Origin of the sequence: Xylanimonas protaetiae (genome assembly GCF_004135385.1) — a bacterium.
In the GTDB taxonomy this organism is placed as follows: domain Bacteria; phylum Actinomycetota; class Actinomycetes; order Actinomycetales; family Cellulomonadaceae; genus Xylanimonas; species Xylanimonas protaetiae.
On record NZ_CP035493.1, the window covers coordinates 1109333 to 1125590 of the forward strand.

A 16258-nucleotide genomic window follows, 5' to 3' on the forward strand; every position below is an offset into this window, starting at 1 on the left:
CTGCTCGCCCTGGTGCGACCGGCCCGACGGGTCGGTGGCACCAGGGCGAGCTGCTGGTCAGGCCCGACGCCCGGACCATCAGGGAGGGGCTCAGGCGTCGGCAGTGATGCGGTAGAGGCGCTCGCTCCCGAAGCGCTGGAACCCTGCCCGCGCGAGGATCGGCGCCGATGTCTCGGCGCGCCCCTTGACCAACGCGACGCTCGCGCCGAGATCACGGGCGATGCGCAGCCGCTCGAAGAGCTGGGCGCGGTAGGCCCCGCGGTGTCGTGCTTCCGGTACCGTCGCCCCACCCCACAGCCGGGCCACCGCTCCGGGCCCGCCCGAAGGTGGGCCGGCGATCGTCACGCCGCCGGTCGACGCCGGACGTCCGTCAAGCGTCGCCAGAACCCGAAAGCCGGTGCGCGACTCCCAGTCCGACCGAAGCACGGCCGCCTCCGCCTCGAGGCGCTCCGCCGTCAGCGGCTCCTGCCCCCACACACGGACGTCGACCTCGTCGACGCCGCGTCGGGTTGCCATGGCGTCGACTCGCATCACCTCGACGCCGGCCTGTCGACAGCCGAGGTCGGGCAGGACGTCCAGAGGCAGGGCAAGGACGTCCGTGACGTCCTCATGGACGGCGCCGCGGCGCTTCAAGGCGTCCTCGAAGTCCGTCGGCCGCTCCGTGCCGTTGACCCAGATGCCGACGGTCGGCCGTCCCCAGGCGCGGACGCGATCGACGACGCGGTCGATCACGTCATCCGCTGCATGGTCGGAGTCGACGGAGTCCGCGACGACACCCATCCCGGACCACGCGGGATAGCACACGATCCGATGGTCGGTCTGCTCCATCTCCGCGCCCTCGGGCAACCACAGCCACTCGGCTGCCGCTGCGAGCACGAGGTCCGGGGTCCACATCACCTCAGGAGGTTAGCCGTCGAGCGCTGCAGCCAGTTGCGCGACGCCTGCCGGATAGAACGGCGGGGCCGTCTGGACCGTCCTGCGCAGATCCGAAGCAACGACTGCCGCGGTCTCCTGGCTGCCGACACCGGTCCGCAGCGCCCGAGCGATCCACCCTGCGTCCTCACTACCCCTCGCAGTCAACTCCGAGTCAAACTGGCCGCCGACCAGTCCGTCGACGTGATGCGTCGCCTCCGGATGGGTCACCACGTAGACCGTGCGCACGCGGGCAGGGACAACGCCGGGAACCGGCGGCGCGGGCAGGTCCTGGCGACTGATCACCGCAGGATCGTTGCACAGCACTGCAGTCCCGCTCACGGCCGCGGCCGCGGCCAGCGTCTCCTCAGTGCGAGGGATAGGGGATCGGTACGGAGTGGTCGCCGAAGGTGAGGGTGCCGGTCCCGTCAGGGGCGCACGTCACCTCGTAGTCTCCGCGTGCCAGATCGCTGTCGCCGTAGGTCGGGCCATCGACCTGGTCTCCGGTGTACGTGAACCATGAGGGTCCGCCGGTCAGCACCCACCAGCGGGGCGCCTCGGTCCACGGGTTCGCCGGACGTTCCTCCACCGCGATCCATGACGTGTCGCCCTCTCCGCAGTGCGCGACGACGTACCTCCGATCTGTGGAGAACCAGGCGAAGACGACCGCGACGGCAGCAAGGAGGATCAGGAGCCCGGCACCGAACAACGGCAGGCAGCCCGTCCCGTGCCGGCCAACCAGCCGCGTCAGGCTCACCACGGCGACGGCAGCGCAGAACAGCAGCGCCGCAACAAGCGCGCAGATCCACGTCAGCGCGGTGTGGTTCGCCAACAGGTAGAGGGCGTCCTGGTGGTTCTCAGGGTGCTGCGACGCCTGTGAGGACACATACCCGATGCCAGCACCGATGAGGAAGCACGCGACCACCGCGCCCCAGAAGATCCCCCGCGCCCGCGTCATCGGATCAGGAGTCGACGCCGCTGCGCAGAACGCCCCCGAACGAGACGCCCATGACGCGAGGCTGCTCAACGTAGACCGTGCGCAACACCATTGACCTCCGCATCGACCGCGACCACCGAGCGGGCGCCACCCTAGCCCGGCGACGACGCGGCTCGGACCGCCAAGCGAACCTTCGACCGACTCAGGGCCCATCCCGCGTGGGCCGGTTCAGCATCTCCTGCCGAGGGGCGCAGCGGTGCTGATGAAATGCGTGCCCGGTCGCGAAAAGTAGGTCGCAGGTCGACAACAACAATTGCGTCGATGTGCACCGCAGATTGCGCGCACACGCCGCCGCACTCTTCTCGATCCCGGGCGTGTCGCGGTAGTTGAGAAAAGTAGGCTGCGAATCGTGTCGATGTGTCGACCGAGCCGGCAGGAACTCCCATCCGCGCAGCAGCGCGAACTCGATGCTCGTCCATTGGGACGGGTTCGGCATTGCCGAGGCAGGGCAGATGGTGGGGCTCGGGGCGTCGGCCCACGGCCGGTACGCCAGGGCGCGCGAATGGCTCAGCGCAGAGCTCCACAGCAGTTTTCCCGAGTGCCCGACCCGTGCCGACGTGGGCTTCGTATGGGTGTCGGTGCCCGGGGTCGGGCGTGAGGTTGTCGCCGTCCTCTGCTGAGCACTTCCGCGCGGTCCCGGTTCACGACTGGATGATCGGTAGTGCGTGGTACCTCGTCGGCGCGCTTGCTCGAGGCGTTGGTAAGTTCCGAGTCGTGGCCGGACAGATCCAGGTATGAACGACTTGTGGGCGGAACTGCTGCCCCAACCCCGACCTGGGCAGTCCGCGGACGATCGTGTGACGGAGTGGTGGCGCGACCATGCCGGCCGAGTCCAGGCATACGCCCTGCGGCACGTCGACCCGCACTCCGCGCAGGAGGTCGTCGCCGAGACGTTCCTCATCGCCTGGCGGCGTGACTCTGACGTCCCGGGCGACGTCCTGCCCTGGCTCTTTGGCGTCGCGCGCAACGTGATCCGCAACCAACGCCGCGCCGCGCGGCGCGCGGAGGCACTCGTGCAACGTCTCGCATACGTGACAGTGCAGGACCGCGAAGACCCGTCCGCTGACGTCGCGGTCACCGCGCGCGAGGAGATGCTCCTCGCCCTCGCTCAGCTCACCGACTCGCACCGGGAAGCGCTGCTCCTCATCGCGTGGGACGGACTGACCCGCGAGCAGGCGGCCGAGGTTGCCGGCTGCCGGGTCGGGACGTTCGACGTGCGCCTCTCGAGAGCCCGCAAACGTCTAGCCGAGCTGCTCGCCGACGCTGGCCACAACCCGGCTCCGACCCGCCGCCTGATGGTCGTTGAGCCCGTACGTCCTGGAGGAACACGATGAACGCCGACGCTCTGGACCGACTTGCCACTCTCGCCCCGCAGCAGCCCGTCGACCCGGACGGTCTCGTGCTCGCAAGGGCCGCCTTCGACCGCGTCCGGCTCGCCCCCACCCGTCGCGCGACACGAGTTGCCAGCATCGGCGGTTGGCGGCGTCCAGCGCTTCGTCTGGCGATCGCCGCCGCTGCCGCAGTCGGTATCACGGCTGCGGTGATCGTCCTGCCGACGCACGTCGGCGAGACCGGCCGGGACGGCACGGGAGTGCTCGCCGCTGGCCTCATGCCTGCTGCCGCGGCCGCCGAGGGCTGCACGGCCCCCAGCATGGAGCTCGACGACTCCACGTACGTGTCGCGGGACCAGTGGGCAGCCTCGCCCCTCGCCTCCGTCATGGCGTTGGTGGGAGACCGCGCGCCTGACAACGTCTGGGTGCGCCGGACTGATCCGACGTGCCCGTCCGCCGTGCCCTCCGCCGTCGTGTACGACCCCGCCCGCTCCGTGGGCGTCAACGTGTACCGCAACGTCGCCAAGACCCAGGAGACCGACATCGCGGCACTGGTCGGCCTGACCTCTGATGCCCCCGGAGGCTTCGAGGGCCAGGCGACGCCGGAGACGATCCGGGGTGTCACGGGGTACGTCCACGGCTGGGTCAACGAGTGGCCGGAGTGGGGCGGAGAACGCCCCCGCCAGCGGATCGCGTGGGTCGATACCGAGGGAGTGCGCTGGTATGCGGTCGCCGACGGGATGACGCCGGCGGAGACGATCACCATCCTCGACGGCCTGACGTTCGACGCGAACGGCTCCCTGGACGCGGCGAGCGTGCCCGTGGGCTTCACGTCCGCACCGACTCTCGACGCGAACCGAGGCGCCGAGCCGAGCTACATGTGGACGGTCGAGTACGGCCGTGACACCGACGACTACGTCTACCTGGAGATCACCACGCCCGCCCTGGCGCCGATCGAGGCCGGTGTTGCAGCCTTCGCGGACCGACTCGTCGACTTCGACGGCCGTGTCGCCCGGTTCACGATGCACGGCCAGGGCGGCGCACAACTCGCCTGGGTCCAGGACGGCGCCTACTACAGGCTTACCGCCGCCGTCGGATCGTTCGACGAGATGCTCGCCCTCGCCCGCACGATCCAGGTCGTCGACCCGACCGACGCACGGCTCGGCTGGCGCGGACCAGGCAACTGACCGGCTCAGAGCCGGGGATCAGGCGCGTAGTTCTGGCCACACCGGCGCCAGAATGTTCAGGGCATACGTGGGTTCCAGGAAGGATCCGGCCGGACTCGCTCCCCGGAACAGGAGGGGTTTCAGGTCCGGGCTACCCACGGGCTACCGACTGGCAAACGCTTCAGTCCACGCGGGGTCCATGTCACGGGTCGTTCGTTGCGAGCCGCGGTTGCACGAGCCCCGTGTCGTAGGCCGTGATGACGAGCTGGGCGCGGTCTCGGGCGCCGGTCTTGCTCAGCAGGTGCGCGATGTGGTGCTTGACCGTCTTGACGGCGAGGTGCAGGTCGGCGGCGATCTCGTCGTTGGTGCGGCCCGCGCCCACGAGGGCGAGCACCTCGGTCTCGCGCGGGGTCAGTACGTACCGCTCCAGCCCGCGGGAGGGTGGCCTGCCTGCTGGTGCGTCAAGGTAGGTCTCGACGAGCCGGGCGAGGATGCGGGGCGCGAAGAGGGACTCTGCGTGGTGGGTGCGCCGGATCGCGTCGATGAGCTCGGGCGGGCGGGCGTCCTTGAGCAGGAACCCGCTCGCGCCGTTGCGCAGCGCCCGGTGGACGTACTCGTCGAGCGCGAACATGCTCAGCACGATGACGCGGGTGTGCGCGAGGCGCGGGTCGGCGCAGATCCGGCGGGTGGCCTCCAGCCCGTCCAGGCGCGGCATGCGCACGTCCATGAGGACGACGTCGGGCACTGTCGCGGCCACGACGTCGAGCGCCTCGACGCCGTCAGCCGCCTGCCCGACGACGCTCATCTGCGCGTCGGAGTCGATCACCGCGGCGAGGCTTTCGCGCAGCAGCCGGTGGTCGTCGACCAGGACGACGCGGATGGCGCCGCTCGGCTCGTCGGTCCCGCTCACTGCGACACCTGTGGCATCTGCGGGAACACGGCACGCAGCTCGTACCCGGGCATTGTGGGGCCGGCATGCAGCCTGCCGCCCTGAGCCGCGACCCGCTCGCGCAGGCCCAGGAGCCCGTGGCGCGCGCCGGGCTCGGCCGCCCAGCCCGGGGTGGGGCCGGCGTCGCGCACGAGGACGGTCACAGCCCCAGGATCGTGGTCGATCGTGACCTCGACGGACGTCGGGCCTGCGTGGCGGGCCGCGTTGGCCAGGCCCTCGCGGACGACGGCGACGATCGTCGGCTGGATGCTCGCGGGGATGATGGTCTCGGCGCCGCCGTACGTGTAGCCGACGCGCAGGCCCGCGGCCTGGGCATGCTTCATGACCGCGGGGATGGTGTCGAGGGAGTCGATGGGCGCGAGCGCGGCGTCGTCGGGGTTGCGCAGCGCGTCGAGCGTGCGCCGCAACCCGTCGGTCGCCTCCCTGCTGATGCGTTCGATGTCGCCCAGCGCGTCCAGCAGGGCGGTCTCGCGCGCGGTGGGGGGTGGGTCCGCGCCCTGCTGGGCGAGGAAGGCGGCGCTGGCGGCGCGCACCGTGATCATGCCCAGACCGTGCGAGACGAGGTCGTGCACGTCGCGGGCCACCCGGACCCGCTCGGCGAGCAGCAGCGCCGAGACTTCGAGGTCGTCGACCTGGGCGGCCAGTCGGGCCCGTTCGCGGCGGGCCCGCAGGAGCAGCCACGCTGCGGTGGCGAGGATCGCGGTGAGCACGACGACGGCGGTGACGCGGGGGTCGATACCCATCACCGCCCCGACCGACACGATCCCGACGACGGCGATGCCGAGCCCGATGGCGGCGGCGGCGCCGAGCCCCACGACGGCGACGGCGTGACCTGGCCCGCGACCGGAGCGCTCAATCGCGACGTCGGGACTGCGATGGGGTGCCACGATCCGATCGTATTGGCCTGGCCGCCTGAGCGGATCGGACCAGGGGCCTACGGACCGTGGTCCGCTGCGGGGTGCGAGCCGGGAGCCACGGCCCGATGACGGCCCGTGCGCGAGCGCGGTGGGGTGGGTGCATGCGCAACCGGATCGCTGCCGCCGCCATGACCGTGCTGTTCGTGCTGCTCGCGTTCGTCGCGGTCATGGTCACCGACTTTCACGACCGGGCCTGGCCGCAGGCCCTGCGCGCCCAGGCTCAGGTCACCCTCGACTTCGCGCAGGCGCCGCTCGACAACGACGCCGCGCGCGATCTGGTCGCGTCGGTGGGACGCGCCCACCACCTCGGGCTGCTCAAGCGGGTCCCGGACCTGGACGACCCGAGCCGTGAGGTCTTCGTCGCGCTGGCCGGCCAGCCGGCGTCGAGCGTCTCGTGGTTCGGCGACCAGGCGCCGTCCGTGGTCGTCGATGCGGCGCGCCTGGCTCACTCGCCCGCAGACGGTACCTACCTGGTCCGCGACGCCTCGGACCTGGCGGAGGCGATCGCCGACCTGTCTACCCACGGTGTCGCCGTCGTGCGCACGGACGCGAGCGTCGTCGACACCGTGCGGCACCTCCTGCTCGAACCGGGGTTCGCCGCCCCGGTCGCCGCAGCCGCGTTGTTGGCGGGCGGGCTCGCGGTGTTCTGGATCGCGTCGCGGGCACGTTCTCGCGCACTGCGCGTCCTGGCCGGTACGAGCTCGTGGCGGGTCCAGGCCCAGGACCTGGGCGGGTTCTTCGCCGTCCTGCTCGGGTGCACGACGGTGGTCGCGGCCGGCGGGTGCGTGCTGGTCGGCGTGCTGCGCGGCTGGGTGTACGTCCCGGCATACGCCACGAGCCTCGGACTGCTCGGTGGCGTCGCGGGGGCCGCCTTCGCCGTCGTCGTCCCGCTGGTGTCGATGATGGCGTGGCCCAACCCCGACCTGTACGCCGCACGCCGCCCGCCGGTGGCTGTGCTGCGCGGACCGGCAGCGGTGGTGCAGGCGGTCGCGTTGCTCGCGCTCCTGGTGTGTGCGGGCCCGGCCTGGTCGGCCGCGCACGACGCCGCGGACCAGTCGCGACAACTGGCGACCTGGAACTCGTTCGCCGACCAGGTCGCGCTCGCATTCGCGCTCGGCGAGGGACCGCTCGACGTGATCGCCCCGGATCTCGCGCGCATGACCAGCGTCGCCGAACGGGACGGGGCCGCCGCCATGTCCTACACCTTCGACGCGGCAAGCTGGTCGGGCGACTTCCGCCCGTACTCGGCGATCTCGATCGTGAACCCGGGCTGGGTCGACCTGGTGGGCCACACCCTCGGGCCGCACGCACTGGCCGACGCCGACACACCGTCGACCAGACAGATGGTGCGCCGCGAGCTCGGGGCCCAGCTCGACCTGCTGCGCCGTGGCTCCGGGACCGACGGCGACGACGTCTTCGCAGCGCTCCGGCTCTTGACGCCGGCGCCCGGTGTGTCCTACCCCGTTCTCAGGGGTGGGACGGGGGGCGACCTCATCTTCCGGAGCGACGTGCTCGTCCTCGTCGCTCCCACGATCAGCGCCGCCTTCGACGACACCAACCTGACCAGCATCGCGACCACGGCCAACATCGTGCTCACCGGCGTCGAGCCGACCCAGGCGCGGCTCGCCGCTGCCGGGCTGAGCATCGACGACCTCGCCGCACGCGGCATCGACGGCTCCATCACCCCGCTGTACATGGCCGAGCAGGGCATACTCCGGGCCCAGTACGCGACCTACCGCGCCCGCTCCCTGACCGCCTCGCTCATCGTGCTCGCGATCGCGTTCCTCATCGCGGCAGGCGTCAACGCCACGATTTCGGCGCTCATCCACGCTCGCCGTGACCTGCCCCTACGACTCGCCGGAGCGACCTGGGAAGCCGTCGCCCGACCCCGGGCCCTGGCAGACCTCCTGGTCGGCGCCCTGCTCGCCGCCGTCGCGCTGGCGATCCGGCACGCCGACCCCGGGGCTCTGGCCGCCACCGCTGCGGCCGCCATCGTCGGGCTGAGCGTGCTCTACGCCAGCCACGGCACGGCCCGGGCCGCCGTCTTCACCCGACTCACCCACCGACACCTGTAGAAGGGAGACCGCTCGTGATCCTCGAAGCCCACGACGTGGCCGTCACAATCGACCACCGCACGATCCTCCACGGCGAGTCCGTACGCTGCCGCCACGGAGAGATGACCGCGCTCGTCGGCCCCTCCGACTGTGGCAAGACCACGTTGCTGTACACGCTCGGCCTCCTCCTGACGCCCACCGGCGGGCAGATCACCGCCGACGGCGCCGTCGTCTCTGCCACCGGGCACCGCGCCCGCCGCAAGTTCTGGCGCGACCACGCCGCCGTCGTCCTGCAGGAGTACGGCATCGTCGAGGACGAGTCCGTCGCGTTCAACGCCCTCATGCGCCGCGGCGCGCGCCGCGCCGACCCGCGACTCACGGCAGTACTGGACAAGGTGGGACTGGCCGGGCGCGAGAAGGAACCGGCCAGCCACCTGTCCGGCGGGGAGAAGCAACGCCTCGCCCTGGCCCGTGCCCTCTACCGCGACGCACACGTCCTGCTCGTCGACGAACCCACCGCGTCGCTCGACGCCGCCAACCGCGACCTGGTCATCGACCTGCTCGCCGCCATCGCGCAGCGCGGGGCGACCGTCGTCGTCGCCACCCACGACGACGACCTGATCGCCACCTGCGACCACCGCCACCACCTGAACGCGTCCAACGCAACAGCGGCACCCGAGGGCCGACCGTGACCGCCACAGCGCGTCAGCGCAGGTCGATCGGCGCGCTCACCGCTGTTCTCGCCGTCGGCCTGGTCGTGGTCGGCGCGCTGATGCTGGGCGGCGTCCTGCCGCGCGGTAGCGCTCCCGCGCGCCCCGTCTGCGTCGATCTGCCCACGTCCGCACAGGTCCGCGCCGCACTCACCGCACACCCCGACCTCCTAACCGATATCACCGGGCAGGGCCCGGGCATCGTCGTGCGCGCCGCCTCGCCCGGATGCCACGGCAACGACGAGTACCTCATCGACATCACCTACACCACGCAGGATGAGCGCCGACGCATCGAGAACGTCATCAACCACCACGACGGGTTCGGCGTCCCACTCAACGTCCACCGCTGAGAGGCCGCGGCCGTTGGTGTGTCTCGGGGTGCTGGGCTTGCCAGTCAGGAGATGCCGGGCTCGTCATATGCAGGTGGGTTGAAGTCGTCGGCGCCACCGCGTCGGGGTCTCGCATCGTGCCGCGGCGCCCGTGGATCCGACTGTCGACGTGCAGCCTAGATTTCGCAGACACGCCGCCGCACCGTGCACGAACCGGGGCGTGTCGCGAAGACTACGAAAAGTAGCTTGCACCCGATTGGTTCGAGCGTCGGCGCCGAGCACCTGCGCGCGGGCGAAGGGTCCTCCGCGACAGCAGGCACGAGCGAGACTTCGAGGCGAAGTGTCGTATCGGCGGACCTACAAGGGCCACGATCCTGCTCGGCGGGCCCCCTTGCGGATCCGTTCGCCGATAAGGTCGGTCGCCTCCACGGAGAGCTCGGGGACGTCACCGAAGTCTGTGCCACCTCCAGGCAGCGTCCCTGCGACGTGAAAGTGAAGGTGCCCGATGGCCTGGTGGGCAGCAGTCCCATTGTTCTGCCAGACCGCAATGCCCGGGCGCGCAAACGCCTCATCGACTGCATGAGCGGCGCGGGCAATCGTGTCGATCAGCGCGTGACGCTCAGGTTCCGTCGCCTCGAGCAGGGTTGGACAGTGCCGCACTGGGAGAACGAGCAGATGCCCGATGCCACGTTGCTCGCGGGTAACTAGGACTGCTACGAGGTCGTCTCGACTCAGGACTGTGTAGGGGCGGGCACCACTTAGGTAGTCGCAGAACGCGCATCGCCCATCTTGGGGCAGGGTGAGATTCGATTCGGCTTGGCTCATGTGTGGGCAATCGTCTGTAGGAAGGCCTGGAACTCCACCCGGTCGATCTTCTTGATCTCGGTGGGGTGCACCACGATCCGCAGCTCGCGGGAGACCCGGGAGCGGCGGCTCCGGAGCAGGAAGGAGAACGCGATCAGCCGCACGGAGACCTCTGGGGTGAGCTCCGGGATCCGTGACTGCCCCTGGCCGATCAGTGGGACGCAGATCGGTTCGCCACTGTTGTGCCTGTCCACTTCGTCCCAGACGTTGTCCAGGGTGTGCAGGATCCCCGAGATCGTGCCCTGCGCCCGGTTGTGCTCATCCATCTCGGCGTACGCGGCGCAGTAGTAACGCTGCTCGCCCGTCCCAGGCAGCACCGCGACTGTCCCCAACTCGTAAGCGTGCGTCTTGCCGGGCTTTTCGATCGTCTTGACGATCTCGCGCCCCTGCAGGGCTACATCGAGGTCCTGATCCAGCCGGCTACAGGAGCCGCCGTACACCTGGCTAAGGAAGGCTCCCTGGACGCTCGTCCTCGAGATGACGTCAGGGACGAGGGTGTCGAAGGTTGTCGTCATCCCGACCACCGCCGATTCACCCTGCTTAAAGAGGTCGCCCTCAACCAGCCGAATAGCGAAGTTGGGCTGGAAGATCTGCTCGACTGACGGCACACGAAGTCCCGACAGAGACCATCCCAGCGCCGAGGCAGTTCCCAGGACCAGCAGCCACCACCTCCCGACGAGAAGGCCGGGAGAGAAGACGGCGAGGCAGCTGAGCACAAGCCCAACGACACCGAAGGCTTGCAGAAACCCGGAGATCACCCGCCGCGCCGTGCGGCGCGCCGATCGAACGCGGGTCACTTGCTCAGGCCGAGCTGATCGTAGACGTCGTTGTTGTAGTAGTAGGGCCCCGTCTGGCTGCTGCTCGCGAACCTGGAGGCGTAGTCATCCAATGCGTACTTGATGATTGTCGCCCCGAACGAGACTGACTCGGTGTAGTACCCGGACGTCAGGAGGGGATCGGGAATGTTCGAGCGCTTCACGGTGCGCGACCCGTCAAGGTTCGCGATCACCACCGGAAGGCCCAGCGAGATCACCGTCTCGACCTCGTATGCGAAGAACGAGGTGCCGTTGCCACCCTTGCGCTTGCCGTCCGGCGAACCGAGGAGCACAACCTGCTTGGTGTTGGCGAGCCGTTCACGCAGACGGCGCTTGATCGTCTCCGGGGTCGAGGTATCGCGCGCCGTGTTCAGGTCATGGGCGTCATGGAAGTTGAAGTCGATGTGCTTGTTGGCCCGCCAGGCCGTCATCATCCAGTAGTAGTTGATGTCCTCGCTGGCGAACGCCACGTAGGTCTTGTTCCGATAGCTCACAGCACCGATCTCCTGGTCTTCGCGCTGGTCACCGATACCCCGGCCGCCACGAGCGTATCTGAGAACTCCCGGTGCGCAATGAACGCCTACCTCGTCGCCACCTGACTTGGGTCAAGAGCCTTAGTGCCTTGCGGGCTTCCTGATCGCGTCGAGGATGGCCTGCTTGTCGGCGGGGATGGCGGGTTCGGCGTCGCGGATGACGCCGTTGATCTCGATGGTCGCGGAGCGCAGTGGTCGTAGCTCGCGCAGGACTTTCCGGATGGACAGTCCGGTGCGGTCCTGGATCGTGCGGGAGACGGCCAGCGCGGTGAAGACGATGGTGAGGTGGGCTTCGATCGCGTCGCGTGTCCTCGCGAAGAAGGGTCTGGCCTGCAGGTCTGTCTTCGACATCCGGAAGGACTGCTCGACGTGCCACAGATCGTGGTAGCTGGAGATGACCTCGCCTGGGGCCATGACCGTGGCGGGGATGTTCGTGACGTAGCCCTTGAGGCCGGCGACCTTCCGCGCCCTGGCCAGGGCGGTCTCGTCGAGGGTGCGGGCGGTTCCGGTGGTCTTGACGAACCGGGTGGCGCGGGCGGGCTTGTCACCGTCGATGACTGATCGGGCGCGGTCCTCCTGCGCGGTCAGGGTCCGGTTGTCTCTCGCGAACCTCTTCGCGGAGTAGGCCCACACGGCCCGCCATGACGCCGGGGTCCCGGTCTTCGTCCACACGGGCTCGGCCTTGACGTTGACGTCATTGACGGGCGTCGCGCCGCGGTGCTTGGGGGTGATCGTGTCGATCATCTGCCCGTCGGTGAACACGGTGCCGTGCCACCGGTAGTGCGAGGCCAGGTCGAGGGGCGCGGTGGTCTGGCGGGAGCCGACGATGAAGGAGAACCCGGCGTCGTCGAGCTCGCGCAGGTTCGCACCGGAGAGCATGCCGGCGTCCGCGACGATGACCATGCCCTCGATGCCGTGCCTGGCTTGGAAGGACTTGATGACGGGCAGGATCGTGAGCGTTTCGGCCTTGTTCCCCTCGAAGCAGCCGATCTCGAGGGGGAACCCGGTCCTGTCTACGAGGAGGCCGACGACGATCTGCGGGTCGACGCGACGTTCTTTGGAGTAGCCGACCTTGCGCAGGTCGTCTTCCTTCTCCGCTTCGAAGTAGAGCGTGGTCACGTCATACAGCACGAGGGACACATCATCGCTGGCCTGCGCGAACGTGAAGCACGCCTTCGCGATCAGGTCCCGGTACCGGCCGTCCTGCGCCCGCTTCAACGTCCGCTTCCGCGTGGACAGCGACGCGGCGACCCGGCCCAGGTCGGACAGGACCCGGTCGACGTCGAGCAGCGAGGTCGGCTCCACGATCCGCGCGATCACCAGGTCGCGGAAGGTGTCGTCGCCGACGATGTCGAAACCGAGCTCGTCGAACACGCCCCCGATCGCGTCGTACAGGATCCGGGAGAACGAGCGCCGCAGCAGGGGCGCGGGCATCCACCCACGCGCACGGGAGGGCGTCTGCCCGAACAGGGCCGGCGGCTGCGGGACGGGAATCAACGGGGCGTACCTCGACACGGCCTGCAGGCCAAGGTCGAGCTCCAACTGCTGGTCACCCTTGATCAGATCGGCCGCCTCATCCATCAACAGGCCGAGCGCGACCTCGTCATGCGCCGACCCGACATGCCGCACGATCCGCCGCCGCCCGTTCACGGACTCGACGATCTGGACCGCCGTCGCACCCGACGCCGTCCTCACCCGCCGAACCCACACCACCCCGGCAGCGTACTTAGTGCCTCCAGGAGGACACTAACCCACAGAGCCACGACCATCACCGCAGGTCAGAGAACTGCGGATCGCGGGCTGTGGAGAACCTGACCGAAGTCAGGCCAGAGGCGCAGGAATGCGTGCGTCAAACCGGAAGAACCCGTCGGCGCCGTAGACGCGATCGCGCGTCGGAGGCCGCCCCGTCTTCGTCGACGGGATCACGACCGATCCGCTCTTGCCTTCCGCCATGCTCCCCACCTGCTCTCGAAACCGACACAACACGAACTACTGGATCCGTAGATCCATCCGTTCGGTTGGTCAGGCCGATCAGCAGGGGTGGTTAGGCCCCGGCTATGCGCGCCGACCTCTACAGAGGCCCGGCGTCTACCCCTGCACGAGGTACAGAAGCTCGGACAAGTATGGCAGCGGGAAGTCGCACGCAACAAGCGCGAGCGGCGTCCTCAGGGTCGCGGGCCCCGCTTGGAGCTCAGCCACTCCGAAGGGTTCCACGAGACGCCCGTCGACCCGACGAGCGGCAACTCGAGGCGTGGGTCATCGCTCTGCAGGAGACACAGCATCCGCCGACCGAAGAGCATCGCGTAGCGCGACTGGGCCGCGTAGATGTCGACGAGCGCGTGGGCCGCATCGGCATCCTTGGTCGCGAACGAGTCGAAGCCGGTCAGCACGAGAACGAGCCCGGCGGCTTCCTCCGGCACCCAGTTGTCCCCCGACGCAACGTCGAAGAGACAGTCGTTGAGAGCATCGAGGTTGCGGCCGAAGTAGCCGGGGAAGCTCAACGCCTCGGCGACGCCATCGAGCATGGCGACTTTGTCGTCCCAAGCGCCAGCGTCGAGCTGCACCAGGTGGTAACCGAGCGAGGTCAGGGTCGCGCATGCCGAGTCGAGCACGGACGGGTCCCAGAAGAGGCTTGCTGGCCCACTGCTCAGCAGGACGAAGTCGAGCTGGGGAGCGTCGTCACTGGGGTCGAAGGCTGCCACAGGTCGAGTATCTCGAACGCTGACTCTCAACTGCCAGGAGGTCCGCGCCCACCGGGCGCACACCACCTGTCACACCACGCCGACAGGTGCCCGTCCGCTGTCAGCCAGCGGCTTTGTAACAAAGATGGACCATTTTGCAAACTAGGTTGCACGTCCACATAAGCGTTAAGCCTGCATATCCACAAACCGCGAGTAGTGCCCCTGAAAGGCGACCGTGATCGTGTCCGTCGGACCATTACGGTGCTTCGCCACGATAAGGTCGGCCTCACCAGCCCGAGGCGACTCCTTTTCATATGCATCTTCGCGATGCAAAAGGATCACCATGTCGGCGTCCTGTTCTATAGAGCCACTTTCGCGAAGGTCCGACATCTGCGGCTTCTTGTCCCCGCGTTGCTCCGGACCACGGTTCAGCTGGGACAACGCAATCACCGGAACCTCAAGCTCCTTGGCGAGCAGCTTCAGCGCACGCGAGAACTCCGAGACCTCCTGCTGACGCGACTCCACACGCTTGCCCGATGACATGAGCTGCAGGTAGTCGATGACGATCAGCTTGAGGTCGTGCCGCTGCTTGAGGCGTCGCGCCTTGGCGCGGATCTCGGTGAGTGACATGTTGGGCGAGTCGTCGATGAACAGCGGCGCCTCGGACACCTTGCCCATGACCTTGGCGAGCTTCTGCCAGTCGTCGTCGCCCATGTTGCCGTTGCGCAGCTTCTGCAGGTGCACGCGCGCCTCGGCGGCGAGAAGACGCATGGTGATCTCGTTGCGGCCCATCTCGAGCGAGAACACGACGGACGTCTGCCCGTGCCGGATCGACGCGGACCGGGCCATGTCGATCGCGAGGGTCGAGTTGTGCGTGGGGATCATCGATCGGCTCGCCAGGTACAGGTGGTCGGCGTTGTCGACCTGGACGCAGCGCACGGGGACCGACGGGGTTGGCCGGACGTCGACGATCTTCCACGTCGCAGAGGCGGTCGACACGGAGTGTGCTTCCCCTCGGACCAGCGACCCCGCGATGGCCGCCGTCGTGCGCACCTCGACGTCGTCGGAGCGGCCGCTGGGGCTCGTCGCCCACAGGTGCTCGGCGTCCGCGACGATCACCGTGCCGTCGTCGAACACGACCTCGTAGCAGGGCCGGTCGACCATCACCTCAGTCGCGGCAACGACCCGTGTAGGCCGTCCGTCGGCACCGAGCAGCTCGTCGCCCACGCTCACGGCGCCCATCGTGGTCCAGCCGGCCGGCGTGGGGAGAGGGGTGTCGAGCGCGAGCGCCTTCCCGATGGCCGGTCGCGCCGCGATGATGATCATCTGCCCCGGGTGCAGCCCGTTGGTCAGCCGGTCGAGGTCCGCGAACCCCGTCGGGACGCCCGTCAGCCCCTCCTTGCGGTGCCCCGCCGCCTCGATCTCGTCCATCGTGCCGCCGATGATCTCGGCGAGCGGCAGGTAGTCCTCCGAGGTGCGCCGCTCGGTGACAGCGTAGATCTCGGCCTGGGCGGTGTTGACGATGTCGTCGACCTCGCCGCCCTCGCGCGCGTAGCCGAGCTGGACGATGCGCGTGCCAGCCTCCACGAGGCGGCGCAGCACGGCCCGCTCGCGCACGATGCGCGCGTAGTAGCCGGCGTTGGCCGCGGTCGGGACGCCGGCCACGAGGTCGGCCAGGTAGGCCGCTCCCCCGATGCGCTCGAGCTCGCCGCGGCGGCGCAGCTCGTCGGCCACGGTGATGCCGTCCGCGGGCTCGCCGCGGCCGTAGAGGTCGAGGACGGCGTCGTAGATGGTCTCGTGCGCGGGGCGGTAGAAGTCGTTGCCGCGGATGGTCTCGACGACGTCGGCGATGGCGTCCTTCGAGATGAGCATGCCGCCCAGGACGGACATCTCGGCGTTGATGTCCTGCGGCGGGGTGCGGTCGAACGCTGGTGCGGCCGAGTACGACGACTCGAGCTCTTCGATCGACATGCTGCCCCTGATCTCGTCCACATGGAGGG

17 protein-coding genes are annotated in these 16258 nt (G+C 69.1%); 5 read left to right on the top strand and 12 right to left on the bottom strand.

Annotated features, from left to right (window positions below):
* Positions 1 to 90: 90 nt before the first annotated feature.
* The 3 genes from ET471_RS04995 to ET471_RS05005 all read right to left on the bottom strand — a co-directional run bounded on the left by ET471_RS04995 (position 91) and on the right by ET471_RS05005 (position 1870).
* Positions 91 to 897 carry a hypothetical protein gene (locus ET471_RS04995; protein WP_129186874.1) on the bottom strand — a complete coding sequence of 269 codons (807 nt, stop codon included), beginning with the start codon at positions 895 to 897 and terminating at the stop codon, positions 91 to 93.
* A gap of 9 nt (positions 898 to 906) precedes the next feature.
* Positions 907 to 1218 carry a histidine phosphatase family protein gene (locus ET471_RS18170; protein ID WP_242496427.1) on the bottom strand — a complete coding sequence of 104 codons (312 nt, stop codon included), beginning with the start codon at positions 1216 to 1218 and terminating at the stop codon, positions 907 to 909.
* Between the two features lie 61 nt (positions 1219 to 1279).
* A complete protein-coding gene (locus ET471_RS05005; protein ID WP_129186875.1) occupies positions 1280 to 1870 on the bottom strand; it encodes a hypothetical protein in 591 nt (196 codons plus the stop codon).
* Between the two features lie 836 nt (positions 1871 to 2706).
* On the opposite strand from ET471_RS05005, the gene ET471_RS05010 reads away from it, so the two are divergent.
* Together ET471_RS05010 and ET471_RS05015 are read left to right on the top strand one after the other, a co-directional pair.
* A complete protein-coding gene (locus tag ET471_RS05010; protein WP_242496428.1) occupies positions 2707 to 3243 on the top strand; it encodes an RNA polymerase sigma factor in 537 nt (178 codons plus the stop codon).
* Positions 3244 to 3449: 206 nt separating this feature from the next.
* Positions 3450 to 4427: a hypothetical protein gene (locus tag ET471_RS05015; protein ID WP_129186877.1), complete on the top strand. Its 978-nt coding sequence runs from the start codon at positions 3450 to 3452 to the stop codon at positions 4425 to 4427.
* Positions 4428 to 4608: 181 nt separating this feature from the next.
* On the opposite strand, the gene ET471_RS05020 is transcribed toward ET471_RS05015, so the two are convergent.
* Positions 4609 to 5316 (bottom strand): response regulator transcription factor, encoded by a 708-nt coding sequence (locus ET471_RS05020; protein ID WP_129186878.1) that lies wholly within the window; start codon positions 5314 to 5316, stop codon positions 4609 to 4611.
* Positions 5313 to 6242: a sensor histidine kinase gene (locus ET471_RS05025; protein WP_129186879.1), complete on the bottom strand. Its 930-nt coding sequence runs from the start codon at positions 6240 to 6242 to the stop codon at positions 5313 to 5315. The genes ET471_RS05020 and ET471_RS05025 overlap by 4 nt, the downstream gene beginning before the upstream one ends.
* Positions 6243 to 6373: 131 nt before the next feature.
* Between ET471_RS05025 and ET471_RS05030 the strand changes: the two genes are divergently transcribed.
* Genes ET471_RS05030 through ET471_RS05040 form a run of 3 tightly spaced genes read left to right on the top strand, consistent with a single transcriptional unit; the run spans position 6374 to position 9386 of the window.
* A complete protein-coding gene (locus ET471_RS05030; protein WP_129186880.1) occupies positions 6374 to 8347 on the top strand; it encodes a hypothetical protein in 1974 nt (657 codons plus the stop codon).
* Positions 8348 to 8361: 14 nt separating this feature from the next.
* On the top strand, positions 8362 to 9018 hold the full coding sequence (locus ET471_RS05035; RefSeq protein ID WP_129186881.1) for an ATP-binding cassette domain-containing protein: 657 nt from the start codon (positions 8362 to 8364) through the stop codon (positions 9016 to 9018).
* Complete coding sequence (locus tag ET471_RS05040) at positions 9015 to 9386, top strand: hypothetical protein (RefSeq protein WP_129186882.1); 372 nt, start codon at positions 9015 to 9017, stop codon at positions 9384 to 9386. Before ET471_RS05035 ends, ET471_RS05040 begins: the two co-directional genes overlap by 4 nt.
* A gap of 336 nt (positions 9387 to 9722) precedes the next feature.
* On the opposite strand, the gene ET471_RS05045 is transcribed toward ET471_RS05040, so the two are convergent.
* The 7 genes from ET471_RS05045 to dnaB form a co-directional block, all read right to left on the bottom strand.
* Positions 9723 to 10190 (bottom strand): HIT family protein, encoded by a 468-nt coding sequence (locus ET471_RS05045; protein ID WP_129186883.1) that lies wholly within the window; start codon positions 10188 to 10190, stop codon positions 9723 to 9725.
* Entirely contained in the window at positions 10187 to 11026 is an 840-nt protein-coding gene (locus ET471_RS05050; RefSeq protein ID WP_129186884.1) for a macro domain-containing protein, read from the bottom strand. The genes ET471_RS05045 and ET471_RS05050 overlap by 4 nt, the downstream gene beginning before the upstream one ends.
* The gene (locus ET471_RS05055) at positions 11023 to 11538 is read right to left on the bottom strand and encodes a TIR domain-containing protein (protein ID WP_129186885.1); all 516 of its coding nucleotides are present in this window, start codon (positions 11536 to 11538) and stop codon (positions 11023 to 11025) included. The genes ET471_RS05050 and ET471_RS05055 overlap by 4 nt, the downstream gene beginning before the upstream one ends.
* A gap of 120 nt (positions 11539 to 11658) precedes the next feature.
* The gene (locus ET471_RS05060; protein WP_129186106.1) at positions 11659 to 13290 is read right to left on the bottom strand and encodes an IS1634 family transposase; all 1632 of its coding nucleotides are present in this window, start codon (positions 13288 to 13290) and stop codon (positions 11659 to 11661) included.
* Positions 13291 to 13398: 108 nt separating this feature from the next.
* Complete coding sequence (locus ET471_RS18785; protein ID WP_280949908.1) at positions 13399 to 13530, bottom strand: hypothetical protein; 132 nt, start codon at positions 13528 to 13530, stop codon at positions 13399 to 13401.
* 212 nt (positions 13531 to 13742) lie between these two features.
* On the bottom strand, positions 13743 to 14279 hold the full coding sequence (locus ET471_RS05065) for a barstar family protein (RefSeq protein WP_129186886.1): 537 nt from the start codon (positions 14277 to 14279) through the stop codon (positions 13743 to 13745).
* A 165-nt stretch (positions 14280 to 14444) separates the two neighbouring features.
* A complete protein-coding gene (gene dnaB, locus ET471_RS05070) occupies positions 14445 to 16229 on the bottom strand; it encodes a replicative DNA helicase (protein ID WP_129186887.1) in 1785 nt (594 codons plus the stop codon).
* Positions 16230 to 16258 lie beyond the last annotated feature (29 nt).